15 protein-coding genes are annotated in these 20,905 nt (G+C 46.6%); 13 read left to right on the forward strand and 2 right to left on the reverse strand.

Annotated elements, in window-relative coordinates; translation table 11 throughout:
* Positions 1 to 11 precede the first annotated feature (11 nt).
* The 9 genes from BT127_RS09195 to lysS all read left to right on the forward strand — a co-directional run bounded on the left by BT127_RS09195 (position 12) and on the right by lysS (position 10,325).
* Complete coding sequence (locus tag BT127_RS09195; RefSeq protein WP_075424709.1) at positions 12 to 1,985, forward strand: V-type ATP synthase subunit I; 1,974 nt, start codon at positions 12 to 14, stop codon at positions 1,983 to 1,985.
* Entirely contained in the window at positions 1,978 to 2,451 is a 474-nt protein-coding gene (locus tag BT127_RS09200; protein ID WP_075424710.1) for a V-type ATP synthase subunit K, read from the forward strand. Before BT127_RS09195 ends, BT127_RS09200 begins: the two co-directional genes overlap by 8 nt.
* Before the next feature lie 13 nt (positions 2,452 to 2,464).
* Positions 2,465 to 3,058 (forward strand): V-type ATP synthase subunit E, encoded by a 594-nt coding sequence (locus BT127_RS09205; protein ID WP_075424711.1) that lies wholly within the window; start codon positions 2,465 to 2,467, stop codon positions 3,056 to 3,058.
* 9 nt (positions 3,059 to 3,067) lie between these two features.
* Positions 3,068 to 4,009, forward strand: coding sequence for a V-type ATPase subunit (locus BT127_RS09210; protein ID WP_075424712.1), 942 nt, complete (start codon positions 3,068 to 3,070; stop codon positions 4,007 to 4,009).
* On the forward strand, positions 4,002 to 4,325 hold the full coding sequence (locus BT127_RS09215) for a V-type ATP synthase subunit F (RefSeq protein ID WP_075424713.1): 324 nt from the start codon (positions 4,002 to 4,004) through the stop codon (positions 4,323 to 4,325). The genes BT127_RS09210 and BT127_RS09215 overlap by 8 nt, the downstream gene beginning before the upstream one ends.
* A 72-nt stretch (positions 4,326 to 4,397) precedes the next feature.
* Positions 4,398 to 6,110 carry a V-type ATP synthase subunit A gene (locus BT127_RS09220; protein ID WP_502687162.1) on the forward strand — a complete coding sequence of 571 codons (1,713 nt, stop codon included), beginning with the start codon at positions 4,398 to 4,400 and terminating at the stop codon, positions 6,108 to 6,110.
* On the forward strand, positions 6,110 to 7,486 hold the full coding sequence (locus BT127_RS09225) for a V-type ATP synthase subunit B (RefSeq protein WP_075424715.1): 1,377 nt from the start codon (positions 6,110 to 6,112) through the stop codon (positions 7,484 to 7,486). Before BT127_RS09220 ends, BT127_RS09225 begins: the two co-directional genes overlap by 1 nt.
* Positions 7,487 to 7,497: 11 nt before the next feature.
* Positions 7,498 to 8,148 carry a V-type ATP synthase subunit D gene (locus tag BT127_RS09230; protein WP_075424716.1) on the forward strand — a complete coding sequence of 217 codons (651 nt, stop codon included), beginning with the start codon at positions 7,498 to 7,500 and terminating at the stop codon, positions 8,146 to 8,148.
* Positions 8,149 to 8,321: 173 nt separating this feature from the next.
* Positions 8,322 to 10,325, forward strand: a complete 2,004-nt coding sequence (gene lysS, locus BT127_RS09235) for a lysine--tRNA ligase (protein ID WP_075424717.1) — start codon at positions 8,322 to 8,324, stop codon at positions 10,323 to 10,325.
* Positions 10,326 to 10,606: 281 nt separating this feature from the next.
* Here the strand turns inward: lysS and BT127_RS09240 are convergent, their stop codons facing one another.
* Complete coding sequence (locus BT127_RS09240) at positions 10,607 to 13,366, reverse strand: discoidin domain-containing protein (protein ID WP_075424718.1); 2,760 nt, start codon at positions 13,364 to 13,366, stop codon at positions 10,607 to 10,609.
* Positions 13,367 to 13,428: 62 nt separating this feature from the next.
* A complete protein-coding gene (locus BT127_RS09245; RefSeq protein WP_318257210.1) occupies positions 13,429 to 14,307 on the reverse strand; it encodes a serine hydrolase domain-containing protein in 879 nt (292 codons plus the stop codon).
* A gap of 224 nt (positions 14,308 to 14,531) precedes the next feature.
* Between BT127_RS09245 and BT127_RS09250 the strand changes: the two genes are divergently transcribed.
* The 4 genes from BT127_RS09250 (at position 14,532) to BT127_RS09265 (ending at position 20,584) form a co-directional block, all read left to right on the forward strand.
* A complete protein-coding gene (locus tag BT127_RS09250; RefSeq protein WP_075424720.1) occupies positions 14,532 to 15,437 on the forward strand; it encodes a LysR family transcriptional regulator in 906 nt (301 codons plus the stop codon).
* Positions 15,438 to 15,532: 95 nt separating this feature from the next.
* Entirely contained in the window at positions 15,533 to 16,474 is a 942-nt protein-coding gene (locus BT127_RS09255) for a hypothetical protein (protein WP_075424721.1), read from the forward strand.
* A gap of 90 nt (positions 16,475 to 16,564) precedes the next feature.
* Positions 16,565 to 17,269 (forward strand): ABC transporter ATP-binding protein, encoded by a 705-nt coding sequence (locus tag BT127_RS09260; RefSeq protein ID WP_075424722.1) that lies wholly within the window; start codon positions 16,565 to 16,567, stop codon positions 17,267 to 17,269.
* A 15-nt stretch (positions 17,270 to 17,284) separates the two neighbouring features.
* A complete protein-coding gene (locus BT127_RS09265; RefSeq protein ID WP_318257208.1) occupies positions 17,285 to 20,584 on the forward strand; it encodes an FtsX-like permease family protein in 3,300 nt (1,099 codons plus the stop codon).
* Positions 20,585 to 20,905 lie beyond the last annotated feature (321 nt).

Here is a 20,905-nt window from a genome sequence, read left to right on the forward strand (position 1 = left end):
GAGTGTGATATATGGCAAAGCTTAAAATGAAAAAGATCGAGCTTATCGCTCCGCTCACCGAAAGCAAGAAGATAATAGAGCTTCTTCAGCGACGTGGAGTTGTAGAGCTGTGCAGGAATACCGACGAGGAGCTTGAACAGACCAACGTTAACGCTGTTAACGGCGAATTCGGAAAGTTCAGGAGCACCGTCCTACAGGCTCTGGATATCCTCGATACTTACGCTCCCGAAAAGCAGGGTATCAATGAGATGTTCGGGGGGCGCACCGAGGTAGATAAGCACGATTTCGGCTCTAAGGCTATGGAGCTTGAAAAGATAATGAACACTGCAAACGATATAATAAGGTGCAGGAAGACAATAGCCGATTCACAGGCAGAAAAGGCACAGCTTGAAGTCAGGGCGGATACTCTGCGCCCCTGGAGGGAACTTGATGTGCCGATGAACTTCAAAGGTACTTCGACTACAGCGGCATTTATCGGTTCTCTGCCCTTTGCCGTTGAACCTGATGAACTTGAAGAACAGCTTCCCGAGGGGACTTCTGCGGAAGTTGTGTCTGCTTCAAAGGAACAGACCGACCTGTTCATTCTGTGTGCCGATAACGTCAGGGATGAAGCCGAGGAACAGCTGAGGAAAATGGGATTCATACCCATTTCGGAGTCGGACAGCCGTACTCCCGATGAGGCTATCCGTGACTGTGCCGACAAAATGAATGAACTGGAAGAACGTGTGGAAGCTGCGGAAGAAGCTATCCGCTCACACGAGGAGGAACGCAAATCGCTGAAATTTGCAGTGGACTATCTGTCCATGCGTCAGGAAAAATATGACGCTCTTGCTGATCTTGGCTTTACGGGAAGCACTTTTGTACTTACGGGATACGTGCCTGAGAAGTACAGCGAAAGGCTTAAGCTTGAAATAGAAGCGAAGCATCCTGTTTCGATCACGCTTACTGATCCCGCTGATGACGAGGATGTTCCTGTACTGCTTGAAAACAACAGATTCTCATCCCCTGTTGAGGAGATAACAAAAATGTATGCTATGCCCTCGAAATCGGACATAGATCCTACTCCGGTCATGGCGTTCTTCTATTACCTTTTCTTCGGAATGATGCTTTCGGATGCAGGCTACGGTCTGGTCATGGTAATAGGAACTATGATAGCGCTTAAAAAGTTTAAGCTTGAAACTTCCATGCGAAAGACTCTTATAATGTTCAGAAACTGCGGTGTTTCAACGACAATCTGGGGCGCACTGTTCGGAAGCTGGTTCGGCGACATCATACAGGTCGTGGGAAGAGAGTTCTTCAACAAGGAGATCGGAAGTACTGCACTGTGGTTCGAGCCCCTTGACAATCCCGTAAAACTCCTGCTTTTCAGCTTCGGACTCGGTATAATCCACCTGTTCGCAGGCGTGGCTGTATCTTTCCACATGGCATGGAAGGACGGCAGAAAGCTTGATGCGTTTCTCGATACCATACCCGTCTATCTGACGGTTCTCGGCATTGCGCCTATTGGTGCATCCCTTCTGACGGATGTGCCGCCGATACTGAAAACTATCGGCACATATGTCCTTATTGCGGGCGTTGTGCTTCTGGTGCTTACTGCGGGACGTTCATCAAAGAGCATATTCGGCAAGTTCTTCGGCGGACTTTATGCGCTGTACAATACAGCTACGGGATATCTCAGTGACATCCTTTCATATTCAAGACTTCTCGCCCTCGGACTTGCTACGGGAAGTATCGCAGGCGTTATAAATCTCATGGGCACTATGCCGCAGAACAAGATACTTAAACTCATAGTACTTGTACTTGTTTTCATAGTAGGCCATACGGCAAATCTTGCAATAAATCTTCTGGGCGCTTATGTTCATACGGACAGACTTCAGTTCGTTGAGATGTTCAGCAAGTTTTATTCTGGCGGAGGAAGAGAATTCTCTCCGCTTACAGTAAATACAAAGTATATAAAATTCAAGGAGGAAAATTTAAATGACTAACGGTGTAGTATTAGCTTTCATAGGAGCTGCTATTGCAGCACTTCTCGCAGGTATAGGTTCGGCAAAGGGCGTAGGTACAGTCGGTGAGGCTGCCGCAGGTGTTATCTCGGTAGATCCTTCAAAGTTCAGCAAGGTTCTCGTACTGGAGCTTCTGCCGGGTACACAGGGACTTTACGGCTTCCTTACATTCATTCTTCTCATGGGACGTATCGGCGTATTCAGCGGCAATATCGCTCAGCTCACAACAGCTCAGGGCTGGAGCTTCCTTGTTGCATGTCTTCCTATTGCGATCGTCGGACTTATCTCAGGTATAATCCAGGGCAAGACTGCTGCTGCAAGCGTTGGCATCACAGCAAAGAAGCCGGAGCATAACACAAAGGGTATCATCATGTCTGCAATGGTAGAGACATACGCTATCCTTGCACTTCTTGTGTCTATCCTTATGATGATTAACATAGCTATCTGACGGAGGTGTTACAATGTCAGGAATCGAAAAGATCCTAAGCATCATCCAGCAGCAGGCTAAACAGACTGAGGAACAGCTGATATCTTCCGCAAAAAAACGTGCGGAGTACATCGAGTTTCAGGGTGACGAAAAGGCAAAGACAGCTTACGAGGAGCATCTTGCATCTTCAAAGGAGAAGCTGGAGCAGAGCTACGTCAATTCCTGCAAATCGGTGGATGCAGATATAAAGCGTAAGCTTCTTGCATGTAAGGTGGCGTGTGTTGACGAGGCAGTTAAACTCGCACTTGACAAGCTGAGGAACCTTCCCGACAAGGAGTACTTCGATATGATAGCTTCACTTGCAGGAAAGGCAATGCGTGAGGGAAGCGGAGTAATATCCTTCGGTGAAAGGGATCTTGCAAGATTACCCGATGATCTTGCGGAAAAACTCAGCTCTCTTGCAGCTGCGAAAAACGGTACGGTTACGATTTCTTCCGAGCCTGCCGATATTCCCGACGGCTTCATTCTCAGCTACGGTCTGATATCGGAAAATTACAGCTTTGATGCAGTTATAGAAGCGGAAAAGGAAAGAGTACGTGACACCGCCGCAAAGGCGATTTTCGGGTAGGTGAACGGTATGAGCAGTACAAAATACGCAAGTGCTGTTGCGGCTATAAAGGCGATGGAGAACACTCTTCTCACAAAAGCCGATATGGAGCAGCTTATAAATGCTGGCGGCAATGCAGAGGCTGATTCACTTATTGCAGCAAAACGTTCGGGTTCGGGAGAGCTTACAGCTGAGGGTGTATGGACGATGCTTCGGGAGTACGCTCCCGACTGCGATGAGATGAAGATACTTCTCTATCCGAATGATTTCCACAACCTCAAGGCTGCGCTGAAGGCTATGATCGCCGACAGAGCTCCCGAGGACTACTATATCCGTCCCACAAATATCGATACGGAGCAGCTTTCTGTCCTTCTCGGAAAGAAGGACTACGAGCATCTTCCCGCATATATCCGAAATACGGCAGAGGAGGCATATGAGCTCCTTACACGTACCCTTGACGGACAGCTGGCGGATTCTCTTATCGACTGCGCTGCACTTTCGGCAATGCAGAAGGATGCGGAAGCGTTCGGCGGTAAATTCATACAGGCTTATGCTGAACTGATAACTGCTTCCGCTGACATAAAGACTGCCTACAGAGCTATGCTCATGAAGAAGTCAAAGAACTTCATGGAAGGTGCAGTCTGCGGAAGTACGCATCTGGACAAGACGGACCTTATAAATGCTGCACTGGGCGGAAGTGAGAGCTTCTTCTCTTACCTTGATATGACTCCTTATGACGAGGCAGGAAAATGCCTTGCACGTTCTGCGGCAGCCTTCGAGAAATGGGCGGATGATGCAGTTATGGAGCTTGCTGAACCTGCACGTATGCAGGCTTTCGGATGCGAGCCGCTGGAGGCTTACTATATATCGGTCTGCGCCGAGCTAAAAAATCTGCGTATACTGCGTGTATGCAGGGAATTCGGTGCGGACAGGGAAACAATAACGGAAAGGATGAGAAAGCTTTATGGCTGATAATTACAAGGCTGCCGTAATTGGCGATACCGCAAGTGTTTCGGGATTTGCGGCTCTCGGACTGTCCGTTTTCTGCGAGACCGAACCTGAAAAGATATCAAAGCTAATCAACCGTCTTGCAGTAAATGATTTTGCAGTTATATATATAACCGAGCCTGCTGCAGCAGCTGCAGGTGATACTATAAAGAAATACAGGAGCAGCAAGCTGCCATCGATAGTCCTTATACCTGCAATAGAGGGTAATACAGGGGACGGCATGAGGGCGCTTCACGAGGCTGTTGAAAAGGCAGTCGGCTCTGATATACTCAATAAATAAAGAGAGGTGCGAAATTTGAGCAGCATTGGAAATATAATCAAGATCTCAGGTCCTCTTGTAGTTGCCGAGGGCATGAGAGATGCCAATATGTTCGACGTTGTACGTGTAAGCGAAAAGCGTCTTATAGGCGAGATAATCGAGATGCACGGCGACCGTGCGTCCATACAGGTATACGAGGAGACAGCAGGTCTTGGCACAGGCGAATCAGTTGAGTCCACAGGCGAACCGATGAGCGCTGAGCTTGGCCCCGGACTTATCGGCAGTATCTACGACGGAATACAGCGTCCGCTGGATGATATACGCAAGGTCTGCGGAAACAATCTTGCAAGAGGTGTTGAAGTTCCATCGATAAAACGTGACAGAAAGTGGCAGTTCACTCCGACTGTAAAGGAGGGGGACACTGTTGAAAGCGGCGATGTTATAGGTACAGTTCCCGAGACGGATATAGTTCTCCACAAGATAATGGTACCGAACGGCGTAAGCGGCAAGGTCAAGTCCGTTAAGGAAGGCGAATTCAACGTTGACGAGGTAGTGTGCATCGTTGAGACCGACAAGGGTGACAGGGAGCTTACACTGGTACAGAAGTGGCCTGTCCGCCGCGGAAGACCTTACAAGAAGAAGCTCTCACCTGATATGCCGCTGGTAACAGGTCAGAGAGTCGTGGACTGCCTTTTCCCTATAGCCAAGGGCGGAGTTGCAGCTATTCCGGGACCTTTCGGAAGCGGAAAGACCGTTACACAGCATCAGCTTGCAAAGTGGGCAGAGGCGGATATCATCGTGTACATCGGATGCGGTGAGCGAGGAAACGAAATGACGGATGTACTGAACGAGTTTCCCGAGCTTATCGATCCTAAAACTGGCAAGTCGCTTATGGAGAGAACAGTTCTCATCGCAAATACATCGGATATGCCTGTTGCAGCCCGTGAGGCTTCTGTATATACAGGTATCACCATTGCGGAGTATTACCGTGATATGGGTTATTCAGTTGCACTTATGGCGGACTCTACCTCACGCTGGGCAGAGGCTCTCCGTGAGATGTCGGGACGTCTTGAAGAAATGCCCGGTGACGAGGGTTATCCCGCATACCTCGGAAGCCGTCTTGCACAGTTCTATGAGCGCGCAGGACGAGTTATATCAACAGGCAGTGAAGGCAGAGAAGGCGCACTTTCCGTTATCGGTGCGGTATCGCCTCCGGGAGGTGACATCTCCGAGCCTGTATCTCAGGCTACACTGCGTATCGTAAAGGTTTTCTGGGGACTTGATTCCTCACTTGCTTATCAGAGACACTTCCCTGCAATAAACTGGCTCACCAGTTATTCGCTTTATGCGGATTCACTTGCGGACTGGTACGATAACAACGTATCAAAGGACTGGATGATATGCCGCGGACGCTTTATGCAGATACTCCACGATGAATCCGAGCTGAAGGAGATAGTAAAGCTCATCGGTATGGATGCACTTTCTGCTAACGACCGTCTTAAAATGGAAACAGCAAGGTCTATACGTGAGGACTTCCTGCATCAGCTTGCTTTCCATGAGGTGGACACATACACAAGTCTCAAGAAGCAGCTTTACATGATGAAGCTCATACTCGGTTTCAACGATGAGGCTTCCGAAGCTATCGCAAAGGGTGCTGACGTTGAAGAAGTTGCAGGACTTGCAGTACGTGAAAAGATAGGACGATTCAAGTATATAGAAGAAAAGGACACAGATGCAGAATACAGCAGACTCACAACGGAGATATCCTCCGAGCTTCACGAGCTGCTCACTAAGGAGGAAGACTGATGCCAAGAGAATACAGAACTATAGAAGAAGCGGCAGGTCCTCTTCTTCTTGTAAAGGACGTTGAAAACGTTACCTACGGCGAGCTTGCCGAGATACGTCTCAGCAACGGTGAGAAGCGCAGATGCCGTGTTCTTGAAATAGACGGCAGCAATGCACTGGTACAGCTTTTCGAGAATGCCGCAGGTATCAACCTTAAGGACAGTGCGGTAGTTTTCTCGGGACATCAGATGGAGCTTGGCGTATCGGAGGATATGCTCGGCAGAGTCTTTGACGGACTGGGACGTCCTATAGATGACGGTCCCGAGATAATCCCCGAGGCGCGTATGGACGTTAACGGTCTTCCGATGAACCCTGTTGCAAGAAAATACCCGCAGGAATTCATACAGACAGGTGTGTCGGCTATTGACGGACTCAACACACTGGTAAGAGGTCAGAAGCTTCCTATCTTCTCTGCAAGCGGACTTCCTCATGCTCAGTTTGCCGCACAGATAGCACGTCAGGCACGAGTTCTCGGCGATAACGAGCAGTTTGCCGTTGTATTTGCAGCAATGGGAATTACCTTCGAGGAGTCGGAGTACTTCGTCCGCAGTTTCCGTGAAACAGGAGCTCTTGACCGTACAGTGCTGTTCATTAACCTTGCAAACGATTCCGCTATAGAACGTCTTGCCACCCCGAAAATGGCGCTTACCGCCGCAGAGTACCTTGCATTTGAAAAGGGGATGCACGTACTTGTTATCCTCACTGATATAACCAACTATGCGGACGCTCTCCGTGAAGTATCCGCCGCTCGTAAGGAAGTTCCCGGACGCCGAGGCTATCCCGGTTACATGTACACCGACCTTGCTTCACTGTATGAACGTGCAGGCCGTCAGGACGACAAGGAGGGAAGTATCACTATGATACCTATCCTCACCATGCCCGAGGACGATAAGACTCATCCTATCCCCGACCTTACAGGCTACATCACAGAGGGACAGATAATACTCTCCCGTGAGCTTTACAGAAAGGGCATTAATCCGCCTGTGGACGTTCTTCCGTCGCTTTCACGTCTTAAGGATAAGGGTATAGGCAAGGGCAAGACTCGTGCTGACCACTCAGATACAATGAACCAGCTTTTCTCCGCTTATGCAAGAGGAAAGGACGCCAAGGAACTCATGGTAGTTCTCGGTGAAGCGGCTCTTACTCCAACGGACCTTATCTATGCGAAGTTTGCAGATGAGTTCGAGCGCAGATATGTTTCACAGGGCTTCAACAACAACCGAAGCATTGAGGAAACTCTCTCTATCGGCTGGGAGCTTCTTAAGCTTCTTCCGAGAAGCGAGCTGAGAAGAATCAGGGAAGAATATCTTGCCGAATACTACGACAAGCAGAACTGAGGTGAGCTGTTTTGGCACGACTTAACGTAAATCCTACCCGTATGGAGCTGAGCAAGCTGAAAAAGAAGCTGGACTCGGCAAGGCGCGGTCATAAGCTCCTTAAGGACAAGCGTGACGAGCTTATGAGACAGTTCATGAACCTTATACGTGAGAACCGTCAGCTCCGTGCAGAGGTAGAGGAAGCTATAAAAGCTGCGGACAGATATATGGCAGTTGCAGGTTCGGTAATGCAGAGGGAGGCGCTGGAAACAGCACTCATGCTCCCGAAGCAGGAGGTGGAGCTTGAAGTGGGGGAGAAGAACGTAATGAGTGTATATATCCCCGTGTTCAGTCCGAAATACCGCACCGACGATACCAACGATATATATTCCTACGGCACAGCATTCACTTCTATTGATCTTGACGGCGCTGTAAAGGCACTAAGCGAGGTGTTCCCGAAGATGATACGTCTTGCGGAGGTAGAGAAGGCTTGTCAGCTAATGGCAGACGAGATTGAAAAGACACGCCGCCGTGTAAATGCACTTGAACACATCATGATACCCGATTACGAGGAAACCATAAAATACATCACCATGAAGCTTTCGGAAAACGAAAGAAGTACCACAACTTCACTTATGAAGGTAAAGGATATGGTGCTTAAAGATAGTCACCACTATCACTGACGGTTATTATTACAAAAACTGCTCTCTGTTATCCGCAGGGGCAGTTTTTGTATGTGTACTCTTTTTGCAAAAAGGTTGACAGAATCACGTCTGTATGATATAATAATAAGGATATTTTGAAATATACCGTGGTCCACGCGGTTATTACCATATTAATGAAGGAGTTAAAGATAATGCATTGGTCCGAAAAGATAGCTGACGAGCTTATAAGCAGAAATCCCAACAAGGAGGAATATGTGTGTGCTGCGGGAATCAGTCCCTCAGGTTCTATACATATAGGAAATTTCAGAGATATCGCTACGAGCCTTTTTGTAGCTAAGGCACTTCAGAAAAAGGGCAAGAAGGCAAAGCTCCTCTTCTCATGGGATGAGTTTGACCGTCTCCGTAAGGTACCTGTAAACGTTGCAAAGGTAACAGAGGGATTTGAGAAATACATCGGCTATCCTTATGTTGATGTACCGAACCCGTTTGAAACCGAAGAAAAGACCTACGCTGAATACTTCGAGAAGGAGTTCGAGGCTTCAATAGACCGTTTCGGAATTAAAATGGATTATCGTCATCAGGCTGAGATGTACAGAAGCGGCAAGTACCGCGACCACATCCTTACAGCTCTTGAGAAGCGCGGCGAGATATTCGATATTCTTGACAGCTTCCGTACTCAGGATGCTCAGGAGGGCGAGCGTGAGGCATATTATCCTGTATCTATCTACTGCTCCGAGTGTCACAGGGACACAACTAAGATAACAGCTTACGATGATGCTTCAAAGACTGCAAAATACGAGTGCAAGTGCGGACACTGCGGTGATTTCGACTTCACAAAGGATACAAACTGCAAGCTTGCATGGAAGATAGACTGGCCTATGCGCTGGCTTTATGAAGGTGTTGACTTCGAGCCAGGCGGAAAGGACCATGCAGCTCCAGGCGGTTCATACGATACGAGCCGTGTTATTGCAGAGAAGATCTTCGGCATCAAAGCACCTATGTTCAAGGGATACGAGTTCATAGGAATCAAGGGTTCTACAGGTAAGATGTCAGGCTCATCAGGCCTTAACATGACTCCCGAGACTCTCCTTAAGATATACGAGCCTGAGGTACTTCTCTGGCTGTATTCAAGAGTTGAACCAAACAAGGCGTTCAACCTCTGCTTCGATGACGGTATCCTCCGTCAGTATTTCGAGTTCGACAAGCAGTACGACCAGTACATAAAGGGCGAAGCTGACGAGCATACAAAGTCCATAATAGAGTACAGCCTTATGACTGACCGCAAGATAAGCACTGTTCCTATGGGACTTCTTGTACAGCTTGGTTCTATCGTTGACTTCAACGTTCCTATGCTTGAAACTGTATTTGAGAAGATAGGTCAGCCGTACAAGTACGAGGACTTCGCAGGACGTCTCGACCTTGCAAAGTACTGGCTTGAGAACTGCGCTCCCGAAAACGCAAACAAGCTCCTTCCATACCGCAACTGGGATGTTTACAACGAACTCTCGGACGAGGGCAAGAAGGAGATACAGATACTCCACGATTACCTCAGCAGCAGCGAGTATACTCTCGATGAGCTGAACACAGAGCTTTATGCTATCCCGAAGCAGATATTCGGTGAGGACAACCCTGATATCAAGTCACTTCAGGGTGCATTCTTCAAGAGTGTTTATCAGCTTCTTCTCGGTAAGGAAAAGGGACCTCGTCTCTATCTCTTCCTCTACGCTATCGACAGAGACAGCTATGTAAGACTTCTTGACTTCTCAACACCAATGACAGAGGAGGAGAAGAATCCTAAGCCTGTTGAGGTCGAGGAGGAAGAAGAGCAGATAGTTTACGGCGATCCCGATCCTGTAAAGCCTGTAAAGGACGAAGTTCAGCTTGACGATTTCAGCAAGCTTGACCTGAGAGTATGCAAGATAATCAAGTGCGCAGAGATAAGAAAGTCTCACAGCTGCTATAAGCTTACACTCTCTGACGGTATCAAGGAGAGAGTTATCGTATCAAGCATAAAGCAGTACTACAAGCCTGAGCAGCTTATCGGCAAGAAGATAATCGTTATCGCAAACCTTGCTTCAACACGTATCACAGGTGTAACAAGTGAAGGAATGCTTCTTGCAGCAACCAACAATGCATGCGGATGCAAGGTCATCTTTGTTGACGATATGGTACCGGAGGGTACTCCAATCGCATAAGGATCAAAGAATGAAAATATGCCATAGTGTTTCCGAGATATTCGGGAGCGCTGTGGCTTTTTTGTTTACATATAAACGGTGATGGTTTTGCATGGCACATAATACGGGATTGAAAAAACAAAGCCCCGAAGCGATATAGACCGTTTCGGGGCTGTTTTGATATACGTGTTATTTCAGAGCTTCCCATTCACTGCGTGATATAGCGTAAGCGTAGGAAACACCGTTTTTTCGTCAGTTTCAATGATCATAGATTTTCACCATTTTGGCAGCGCTGAGAATTATTACTGCTTATATGATTCGGGAAGTGATGTGAGAACCTTTGCATCGTATTTCTGTATGCTGAGTGCGTCCATAGCAGTAACTCCGTCTCCGCGGCTGTAAACATCCGCATTGTCCAACGCACGTGCTTCCAGAGGATACTTTGTTGCATTGGCTACGTACTGAAGAATAGCAAGTGCATCTGCAAGACCTACATTTCCGTCCAGAGTGACATCGCCGTATGCAACCGGTCCGGAAATAATAGCTGTAGTTGGTTCTGTCGGAGGTTCTGTAGGTGCAGCAGTTGTTGGTTCCGTTGTGGGTTCAGTAGGGGCAGAAGTGGTCGGTTCTGTAGGTGCTTCCGTCGGTACGGGAACAACCTCTGCCTTAGTGCCGTAAACAGCGATCTCAGCAATGTTGCAGCAGTAAACGTCGTCCTTGTTGATACCGTTTTCGGGTTTGCCTTCGGGTACCTGATAACGTACATATCTTGCCTGTATGTTATCGCCGAGGTTATCGATGTAGTTCGTTCTGAAATCAGGCTTGCCGCTGATGGTGTAGATATCCTTCCAGTTCTGACCGTCCTGTGAAACAGAGAAGACTCCGTCAGCTGCACGGTATTCGTAGCCGTCTCTCGGGCAGAAGCTTATTGCGGAAATATCGTAAAGGTCACCGAGATCAGCCTGTACCCAGCCGTTTCCTACACCGTCGAAGTAGGTGGAATTATTACCGTCGAAGGCCTTTGAAGAGTCGTTTGCCGAGTCTTTGTATGCGTTGCTTCCTGTTACACTGACAGGCTTTATTGCAGTTGAAGCTGTACCGCTGCCTGCACTTCCGTAAAGCTCTATTTCAGCGATATTGCAGCAGTAAACGCTGTCCTTGTTGAAGCTGTTTGCAGGAGCGCCCGAAGGCACCTGATAGCGTACATAGCGTCCCGAAGCAGGACCTTCAAAGGATGTTACATAGTGCATACCGAATGAAGGTTCTCCGCTGATAGTGTAAACAGTGGACCAATTCTCGCCGTCTGAAGATACCATGAATTTTCCGTCACCTGCGCGGTATTCGTAACCCTTTCTGGGACAGAAACCGATAGCGGTAAGGTCGTAATCCTGACCGAGATCAACCTGAACGTAGCCGTCGCCTACACCGTCGAAATAGCTGGAGTTATTGCCGTCGAAAGCCTTTTCGCAGGTGTATTCGGAGTCCTTCCAGCTTTTGCTTCCGCTTATTACAGCGTTGCTGAGGTCTATCTTGTCATTGCGCTCGAAACCGCCGCTTACATTATCGATAATGAAGGTTGTAACAGAGTTTGCAGCAAGTGAAGCGTTGAGCTTTTTGCCGTTTACAGCAGTGTTTCCAACGTCCTTCCAGTTTTCGTTTGCGCTTGTTCTGATAGTCTGAGCGTGATCGCCGACTGTACCGAACTGTGAAAGGTCGACATTAAGGTCATTATTGCTGCCCGAAGTGTTAACAGCAACAATAACGAGCTGCTTGTTCTCCTTGTCGTAAGCCGCAAGGGTTGAGGATGAGGATTTGAGCATTATCATTCCGGGACGGATATAGCGTGAATACTGTCCGAATGCGTAATACTTTTTTGTGAGGATGATATCGTTCTTATCGTGATCTGCAACAGCAACTCCCCAGAATCCGCCGTTTATATTAGGCATACCGGAGTCCTTTTTGCCGTTGTAGCCCTGAGATGAGATATGGTTATCTATAAGCTGCCACATTATCCATGCGGAACAGTTCAGGTCGTTGCAGTCCTGAGTTATACGGCTTGCAAACCAGAGTGCAGCACCCATCTGACCTGCATTTGAGCCTGCTGTGCTGCTTCCGTCCACCTCGCTCATCCAGAGGTTCTTATTAGCCTTTATTGCAGTATCCTTAAGTTCGGTTCGTTTGCTTCCGCCGTATGTGTGAGTATCGATACGTCCAAGAACTCGTTTTGCATCGTCCGAAAGCTTGTTGAAGGAGGTTATCTGAGTATCGATTACGGACTCATCGCATCCGCTTATAATGATGTCGTTAAGACCGCGTTTTTTCAGGGACTTGTCAAGCTCGGTGAACGCCTTGTTCATGGATTCACCCTGATCGAAGTGGCAGCCCTCCTGCTTTTTGCTGAAAGCGCCCCAGTAGTTTGTATAAGGCTCGTTCATCGGATCGATACTCTGTATATCAACTCCCCAGTCGTGCTCGTAGTGGTAGCAGACCTCTGCGAGATACTCGGCGAAATCGTCGTAGTAGTCGTCCTTGAGATTGTTTGAGCCTGCATTGGTATTACCTGTACTGCATCCGCTTTTACACATGTAATACGGCGGAGAGTTTGAGAACATTTCAACTATCATGTCATCGCCTGCGGCGTCGATGCACTTCATGAGCACATTACGCTGATTTGCGTCAGCGGACCAGTCATAGGAAACGTTTCCGTTGTTATACTTGGTATAACCAGGCATATTTGAGTCGGTACGTGTAATGTGGTCATGAGTCGGATCATCACCGCCGCCGATATTGAATCTTGCAATGTTGAGCCTCAGACCGTCCTCACCGTAGAACAGGTCGGCAGCTTTCTGAGAGAGCGTATCCGAGTAGCCTACACGGTTTGCCCACCAGCAGAGCGATGAGCCCCAGCCCTCGAATTTTCCGCCGTTTATCTCATACGGGATATCGGGGGAGATGGACACATTTGTTGCCGCATCAGCAGAATCGTACCTGATGCATGGAGCGACCGACAGCAGCATTGCTGCAGCAGTTACTGCCGAACATAGCTTTCCGATAAGTTTCATGATAAAAACTCCTTTCGTTGTGCAGTTATGCACTTAATTCTGATTATCCGCCATTCAGGACATTAAAGTCCTTCGCAGAATTCCTCTGCGATAAGTTGTATTTTCTCAGCGCCATCGGGAATATTGCCCATATAGGTGATCATTACCCCTTTTTTCGGGTAAACTATACAGCGTTGTCCCCATTTTCCGCTGATACTGAACGAGTCATTTCCGCACCAGAAGAAATAGCCGTAGCCTCCTCTGTCGTTATCGATATGCTTTAATACTGCGAGCTTAGTCCACTCTTTCGGAACTAACTGTGTGCCGTTCCATTCGCCTTCCTGAAGGTAAAGCTGTCCTATAAGGCTGAGTTCGTGAACGGTAAGCTTCATACCTGTTGCACCGTTGAAACGTCCCTGAGGATCGTACTGGAATTCAGGAAGCGGCATGTCAAGGGGTTCAAATATACGAGGCTGAAGATATTCGGGAATCGGCATTCCGACAGCATTCTCGCAGGCAGCACCTACAAGGTAAGCCGAAACATTAGTGTAAGAAAAAGAAGGTCCGCTTTCGGTATCGGGATGCATTGCAAGTACTTCTCTGAGCCAGTCCTCTCCTTCGGGACGGAAGGGGTAGCCTGTAACGGACATCGTGAGGAAGCGTTCGATGCTGAGTTTTGAGAAGCCGTTTCTCAGTTCCGCAGGCATAGCATTTACGAGTGTTTCGTCCAGGCATTCTGCAAGGGGACGGGAGATATCCATTTTACCTTCCGAGACAGCAAGTCCGACCGCTGTTGAAGTTACGGACTTCGTAGCCGAATATGCAGGGTAGCGAACATCTCTTGAGAACATTTCACGCATTGAGACTCCGCCGCCGCGGAATACCTCTATACCGTATACTCTGAGTTTTGAAGCTCTTATTTTTTCAAGCAGCTCTCTGTAAATATTTCCTATTGTGACCAGCTCCTTTTTTTAAGTCATGTATTATACCTATATAATATCGCAAATCGGTATTTATTGCAAGAGTTTTTTTAAAAAAACATATTTACTGAATTTATTGCGGACTATGTGCGACTATGCGCATGTTATTGACCGAAATGTGGAATGACTATTGAATACAGGCTGATATTCTTGACAGGAATAGCAGAATATGTTATCATCATATTATACTTATTCGGAGGTCAGATATGGAAATAAGGGTATTGCGTTATTTTCTTGCGATCGCAAGAGAGGAGAATATGACAAGAGCTGCGGAACGTCTGCACGTATCACAGCCTTCACTTTCAAAGGAGATGAAGAAGCTCGAGGAAGAACTCGGACACGAGCTTTTTATCCGTACAAACAAGAGCATGCGGCTCAACGATGAGGGAATGCTGCTGCGAAAACGTGCTGAGGACATCATCGCAATGGTGGACAAGACCGCAGAGGAATTCAGTCAGATAGACAATATAATCGGCGGAGAGATAAGGATAGGCTGTGCGGAAAGTCACCTTATAAAGTACCTTGCAAGGAGCATAAAGGAGTTCAAGGAGAAATATCCGCGATTCGTGTTCCATATATTCAGCGGAGATACCGAACCTGTTGCGGAGCGCCTTGACAGAGGAATACTCGACCTTGCTGTAATTGTTGAACCGCCGAATCTTTCAAAGTACAACTATCTGACTATCCCTGAGAGCGACAAATGGGGAGTAGTAATGCTGAGTGACAGTCCCCTTGCTCAAAAGGAGGTGCTCAGCTTCGACGACCTTTACGGACTTCCGCTGTTCTGTTCGGAGCAGTCCATAAGAGTTGATTTTCCCCGCTGGTGCGGAGACGATATGGATAAGCTGAACTTTGCAGGTACGGTTAATCTCGCCTATAACGGTTCGGTACTCGTTAAAGAGGGACTCGGTTATCTGCTGACCTTTGAGCATCTTGTGGATACAAGTGAAAACAGCGGACTTTTTTTCCGTCCCATAACGCCGCTTCTTGAAACTAAAATGTATATAATCTGGAAGAAGTATCAGATATTTTCTCCTATTGCAGGACTCTTTCTTGAAAAATTACAAAAAGATTTCGCTGAGATCAATGATTTATTTTCTGCCGATACTTGACGTATCAGCAATAATAGTGTAAAATATAAAATATAAAGAAGATTTGTCCCGGCATCAGGTCGGGTATGATATACAAAAGAAAGGCAGACTTGTCTATGATAAGAAATATAAAGAGAACACTTCTTATCTTAACCTGTACAGTGCTTATGCTGCCTGCCGCAGGCTGCGAGGACAAAAAGGACGTTACTGTTGATCAGGCGGCAGATTATCTGACGAAAATATACGGCAAAGAGTTCAAACTGTCGGAAAGATGCCGTCTCCCGGGCTGTCACCCGAACGAGTACAGAAAGTATTACCTGTTCAAGGATCCTGACGGTATTGAGTGTCACGTTTTCTTTGATGTAGAACATTCCACCGACGGCTGGCATTATGATGTAACCGAGGATTATCAGGTAAAATATCTTGAAAATCACCCCGAGATATATTCTTCATTGTCGGAGGGAAACAGGGATGTAAAGCTTGAATCCCGTGATTTTTCCTTCCACAGTATGGCAAAGCTCGTGGTTCACTATTCGGACTATGATGACATCTCATCTGCTGTTAACTTTGCCTCGGATAAGCTTTCATCGGTAAGCAGGATATACGATCCTTCACCCGATCCAATAATACTTGAAGGACCAATATCCATAAAAAGTGAAACTGTAAAGGTGGTGTTCCGTCCATACGGCGCAGATAACGGTGAGAACTTCAACGAACCGTATCTGGAAATGCCCCTTAGCTTCGGTATCAGCAACAACAAGGATAACGTTATAAGCTCGCTTCAGAGCGGTATAACATACTATCCTTCCGATAACGGTACGGCAGAGACTACAGAACCGCCGTTTATCGCCGCTGAGGAAGAGAAATATGATACATACGAAGTGCCTGTTGTTCCACAGGAAGAAGTACAGGAAACAGAAGCTCCCGCGGAGTATCAGGATGACTACTACGGAGAGCATTACTACATCGACGGAAATTACGGCGATGAATACTACATGGACAGCTATTACGGCAACGATTATTATATAGACGGATATTATGAGGACACATATCAATGATATAACGTCCTAACAGAAGATAGATGACATAAAGGAATACTCTTGCATTACGGGTATTCCTTTTTATGTCTGAGGATACAGGAAGGTGAAATGATGAGTTATGTTCAGTTCAGGAACGTAAAAAAAGTGTACAAGACAGGAGAGGTCGAGATACATGCGCTGAAAGACGTCAGCTTCAATATCGATAAAGGAGAATTTTGCGTTATAGTAGGAGCTTCGGGAGCAGGAAAGACAACTATCCTCAATATACTCGGAGGTATGGACAAGCTCAGCGAGGGAAGCGCAGTTATCGACGGAACGGAACTGGCTTTTCTCAGAAAAAGGCAGCTTACAGCTTACCGCAGATATGATGTTGGATTTGTATTTCAGTTCTATAACCTTGTCCAGAACCTCACCGCACTTGAAAACGTAGAGCTTGCGGCGCAGATATGCCGTGAACCCCTTGATGCAGCGGAAGTCCTTCGGCAGGTAGGTCTTGAGGACAGAATGAACAACTTCCCTGCGCAGCTTTCGGGAGGCGAACAGCAGCGTGTGGCTATTGCAAGAGCACTTGCCAAGAATCCCAAACTGCTTCTCTGTGATGAGCCGACTGGAGCTCTGGACTACAAAACAGGTAAGGCTGTATTAAAGCTTTTGCAGGATACATGCCGTGAAAAGGGCATGACCGTTGTTGTTATAACGCATAATCAGGCTATATCTGCTATGGCAGACCGTGTTATTACTGTAAGGAGCGGTATAGTCGAAAAAATGACAAAGAACTACGATGCAGTTGATGTATCAGAGATCGAGTGGTGAGTTATGGCAGCTTCGATGAAAAAAACAACGGTGCGTGAGATACGCAGCACCTTCGGAAGATTTTTTGCCATACTTGCTATCATCGCACTTGGTACGGGCTTCTTTACGGGAGTAAGGATAACTACCACTGCAATGGTAAGCATGATGAACAGCTATTTTCAGGATAAGCAGCTGTATGATTACAGGCTCGTTTCCACACTCGGCTGGGAGGAAGAGGACGCAGAGGCGTTCCGCAAGGCTTCGGGAGTAAGATACGCAGAGACTTCATACTCAATGGATACTGTGTGTCTTGTAAGAGAAGGCGAGAAAGTTGTTAAGATGATCTCAACGCCTTCCGAAATAAACAAGCTGCAGCTTATGAAAGGAAGACTTCCGGAAAATGACAGCGAGTGCGTTATCGATGAGGATTTCACCTATGCCCTCCGTATAGGCGATAAGCTGACTTTTTCCGCTGAAAACGATGAAGATACTCTTGATTCATTCAGACACGACGGATTCACCGTAGTTGGAATAGTACGTTCTGCACTCTATATCAACTTCGAGCGAGGTTCATCTTCGGTGGGTAACGGTTCGGTGGATGCATTTGCATATGTGCTTCCCGAAGCGTTCGATATGGAAGCCTATACAGACATCTACGTGAAGTTCGATAACGACAGCAGGATATATTCAGACGAGTATAACGACTTCATGGAGCTTAAAAAGGATAAGTGGGAGAAACTTGTTCAGCAGCAGGCTGATGTACGGTATGAACGTATAGTTTCAGATGCTCGGGATGAGCTTCAGGATGGTAAGCTTGAACTTGCTGACAGCCGTTCGGACGGACTTAAAGAGCTGAAAGATGCAAAGAATGAACTTGATGAAGCAGAAGAAAAACTCAATGATGCCGAGAAGGAACTGAATGATTCAAAAAAGAAACTGGATGACGGTGAGAAAGAGCTTGCTGAGGCTAAAAAGAAAATAGATGACGGTCAGGTTGAGCTTGAAAATGCAAAGCAGCAGCTTGACAGCACTAAAATCCAGCTTGACGAATCCGAACAGCAGATAATCGCAGGCGAAGAGGAAATAAGGAACGGTCAGGCACAGATAGATGCTGCAAGGGAACAGATAAGTGCTGCCGAAGCGGATATCGCAATGCAGGCAAACCGACTTACATACAGCAGGTATGATTTCGATATGTCCAACAGCAGAGCACTTAGTATGCTTGATATGCTTCCCGATGAACAGAGAGAAATGCTTATTGCTGCACTTACTCAGCTTCAGGAGGCACACGATCAGCTTCAGGCAGCAAGGGATGAAGTTGCCGCCAATAAACAGGCTCTCGCACAGCAGCAGTCCGAACTTGATGCGAATCGTCGGGCACTTGAAGCAGGTCGGACAGAGCTTGAAAACGGTCGGTCACAGTACGAGGAAGGACTGAAAGAGTATAACGCTTCTCTTGAGGAGTTCAATAAGGGCAAAAAAGAGTATGAAGACTCCCTTAAGGAATTTCAGGAGGGTAAGAAAAAATACGAGGAAGGTCTTGCGGAGTATGAAAAGGGACTTAAAGAGTATCAGGAAGGTCTTGAGGATTATCAGAGCGGCAGGAAGGAATTCGATGACAAGATATCCGATGCACAGAAGGAGATAGACGATGCTGAAAAGGACATCGATGATATAAAGCATCCCGATACCTTTCTTCTGGACCGCAATACCAATATCGGCTATGCCTGCTTTGAAAACGATTCCAAAATAGTTGAGCAGGTAGCAAGAGTTTTTCCGGTGTTCTTTATACTTGTTGCGGCACTGGTCTGCATGACAACAATGAGCCGTATGGTCGAGGAGCAGCGTACTCAGATAGGCGTTTTCAAGGCACTTGGCTATTCAAACCTGTCGATAATGGGAAAATTCCTGTTTTATTCGGGTACTGCTGCAATAATGGGATGCATTATCGGCTATGCACTGGGAACGTTTTTCTTCCCGAGGATAATCTGGATGACATACAAGCTTATGTACATCCCGCTTGAAATACCGTATATGTTCGATCATGTACTTGCAGCTGCAGCGGTCATCGTATCTCTTCTCTGTTCGGTTGGTACAACGTGGATAGCATGCAGGTATGAACTTGGCGAAACGGCTGCATCACTTATGCGTCCGAAAGCACCTAAAGCAGGCAAGCGTGTACTCCTTGAATACGTACCTTTCCTGTGGAAAAGACTTAAATTCCTACACAAGGTATCAATACGTAATATACTCCGCTATAAGGGCAGACTGTTCATGATGATACTCGGTATCGGAGGCTGTACCGCACTTCTTCTTACAGGCTTCGGCATTAAGGACTCTATTGCAGGATTTGCTGATGTTCAGTACGAAGAGATACAGATATCGGATGCGGAGATATCATTCAAGTCATCAGCTGAAAAGAAGATGAGGGAGCTTCTTGATGAAAAGACTGATAACTATGCGCTTTTAAACAGCAGTTCATGGGATATAATCTACGGAAACAAGGTCAAGAGCATAACGCTGAAAACTGTTGAGGATCTCAGTCAGCTTGCACCACATATGGTTTTCCGCAGCATGAACGGTGAACCTCTTGAAATGCCGCAGGCAGGAGAAGCGCTTGTAAGTCACAGTATCGCAGAAAGATACGGTGCTGAATTAGGTGAGGAGATAATACTCAGAAACGATGAGATGAAGGAACTCCATCTTAAGGTCGTAGGAATATTCGAGAATCATGTATATAATTACGTGTTCATATCAGCAGATACATATAATGCACAGATGGACTCGGATGCAGAATTCAACGGAGCGTTTATCAACTTCCCGAAAAATGCTGACAAGGGAAAGACTGCCGCAGTGATAGCAAAGAACAAGAACGTTACAAACCTTACGATGTTCTCGGACGTCAAGGTAAGAATGGGCAATATGATGAGCAGCCTTGACTATATAGTGCTTCTTATAATCATATGTGCCGCAGGACTTGCCTTCATAGTAATCTACAATCTTACCAATATCAACATAACCGAAAGAATACGTGAGATAGCTACAATAAAGGTTCTCGGATTCTTCCGCAGGGAGTCCTCGGCTTATGTGCTGAGGGAGAACATAGTTCTTACAGCTATAGGCGTTATCTGTGGACTCGGACTCGGGATACTGCTTCACAAGTTCGTAATGCACCAGATAGTTGTTGACCTTGTGGATTTCAGGGCACGTATCGAACCAATGAGTTTTGTCTACAGTATTATACTCACTTTCGTATTTACATTTGTAGTGGACCTGTTCATGGAGATAAAGCTTGAACGCATCAACATGGCAGAATCACTCAAATCCGTTGACTGATATAATAGAGCTGTTCAATCATATGTTGAGGACAGCTCTTTTTTATTCATAAGTGCTGATAAATAATATATCTTATTTACTGTGAATTAATTTTTGTCCGAATTTATTCTGTTATCGGTATATCTTGATTATACATCATCTACAAATAAACTCACTGATTTTTGGTTGTTCATCTTTCACAAAAAACGTTGAATTGCTGTGTGAAATGTGCTATAATTGTTTTATCATGTAATACTTAGTTCCCGAATTAGATAAATAAATATTACAAGCGAATGATTCGGGACGAGTAAGGAACTATCTGAAAATACAGAGAGGGGTATT

Origin of the sequence: Ruminococcus sp. XPD3002 (genome assembly GCA_900119535.1) — a bacterium.
Classification (GTDB): Bacteria; Bacillota; Clostridia; order Oscillospirales; family Ruminococcaceae; genus Ruminococcus; species Ruminococcus flavefaciens_H.

Coding starts and splice junctions, on each gene's coding strand:
- BT127_RS09215 (WP_075424713.1), top strand. CDS start 4,002: ATGGCTGATAATTACAAGGCTGCCGTAATTGGCGATACCGCAAGTGTT.
- BT127_RS09205 (WP_075424711.1), top strand. CDS start 2,465: ATGTCAGGAATCGAAAAGATCCTAAGCATCATCCAGCAGCAGGCTAAA.
- BT127_RS09210 (WP_075424712.1), top strand. CDS start 3,068: ATGAGCAGTACAAAATACGCAAGTGCTGTTGCGGCTATAAAGGCGATG.
- BT127_RS09220 (WP_502687162.1), top strand. CDS start 4,398: ATGAGAGATGCCAATATGTTCGACGTTGTACGTGTAAGCGAAAAGCGT.
- BT127_RS09255 (WP_075424721.1), top strand. CDS start 15,533: ATGATAAGAAATATAAAGAGAACACTTCTTATCTTAACCTGTACAGTG.
- BT127_RS09195 (WP_075424709.1), top strand. CDS start 12: ATGGCAAAGCTTAAAATGAAAAAGATCGAGCTTATCGCTCCGCTCACC.
- BT127_RS09200 (WP_075424710.1), top strand. CDS start 1,978: ATGACTAACGGTGTAGTATTAGCTTTCATAGGAGCTGCTATTGCAGCA.
- BT127_RS09265 (WP_318257208.1), top strand. CDS start 17,285: ATGAAAAAAACAACGGTGCGTGAGATACGCAGCACCTTCGGAAGATTT.
- BT127_RS09225 (WP_075424715.1), top strand. CDS start 6,110: ATGCCAAGAGAATACAGAACTATAGAAGAAGCGGCAGGTCCTCTTCTT.
- BT127_RS09260 (WP_075424722.1), top strand. CDS start 16,565: ATGATGAGTTATGTTCAGTTCAGGAACGTAAAAAAAGTGTACAAGACA.
- BT127_RS09240 (WP_075424718.1), bottom strand. CDS start 13,366: ATGAAACTTATCGGAAAGCTATGTTCGGCAGTAACTGCTGCAGCAATG.
- BT127_RS09250 (WP_075424720.1), top strand. CDS start 14,532: ATGGAAATAAGGGTATTGCGTTATTTTCTTGCGATCGCAAGAGAGGAG.
- lysS (WP_075424717.1), top strand. CDS start 8,322: ATGCATTGGTCCGAAAAGATAGCTGACGAGCTTATAAGCAGAAATCCC.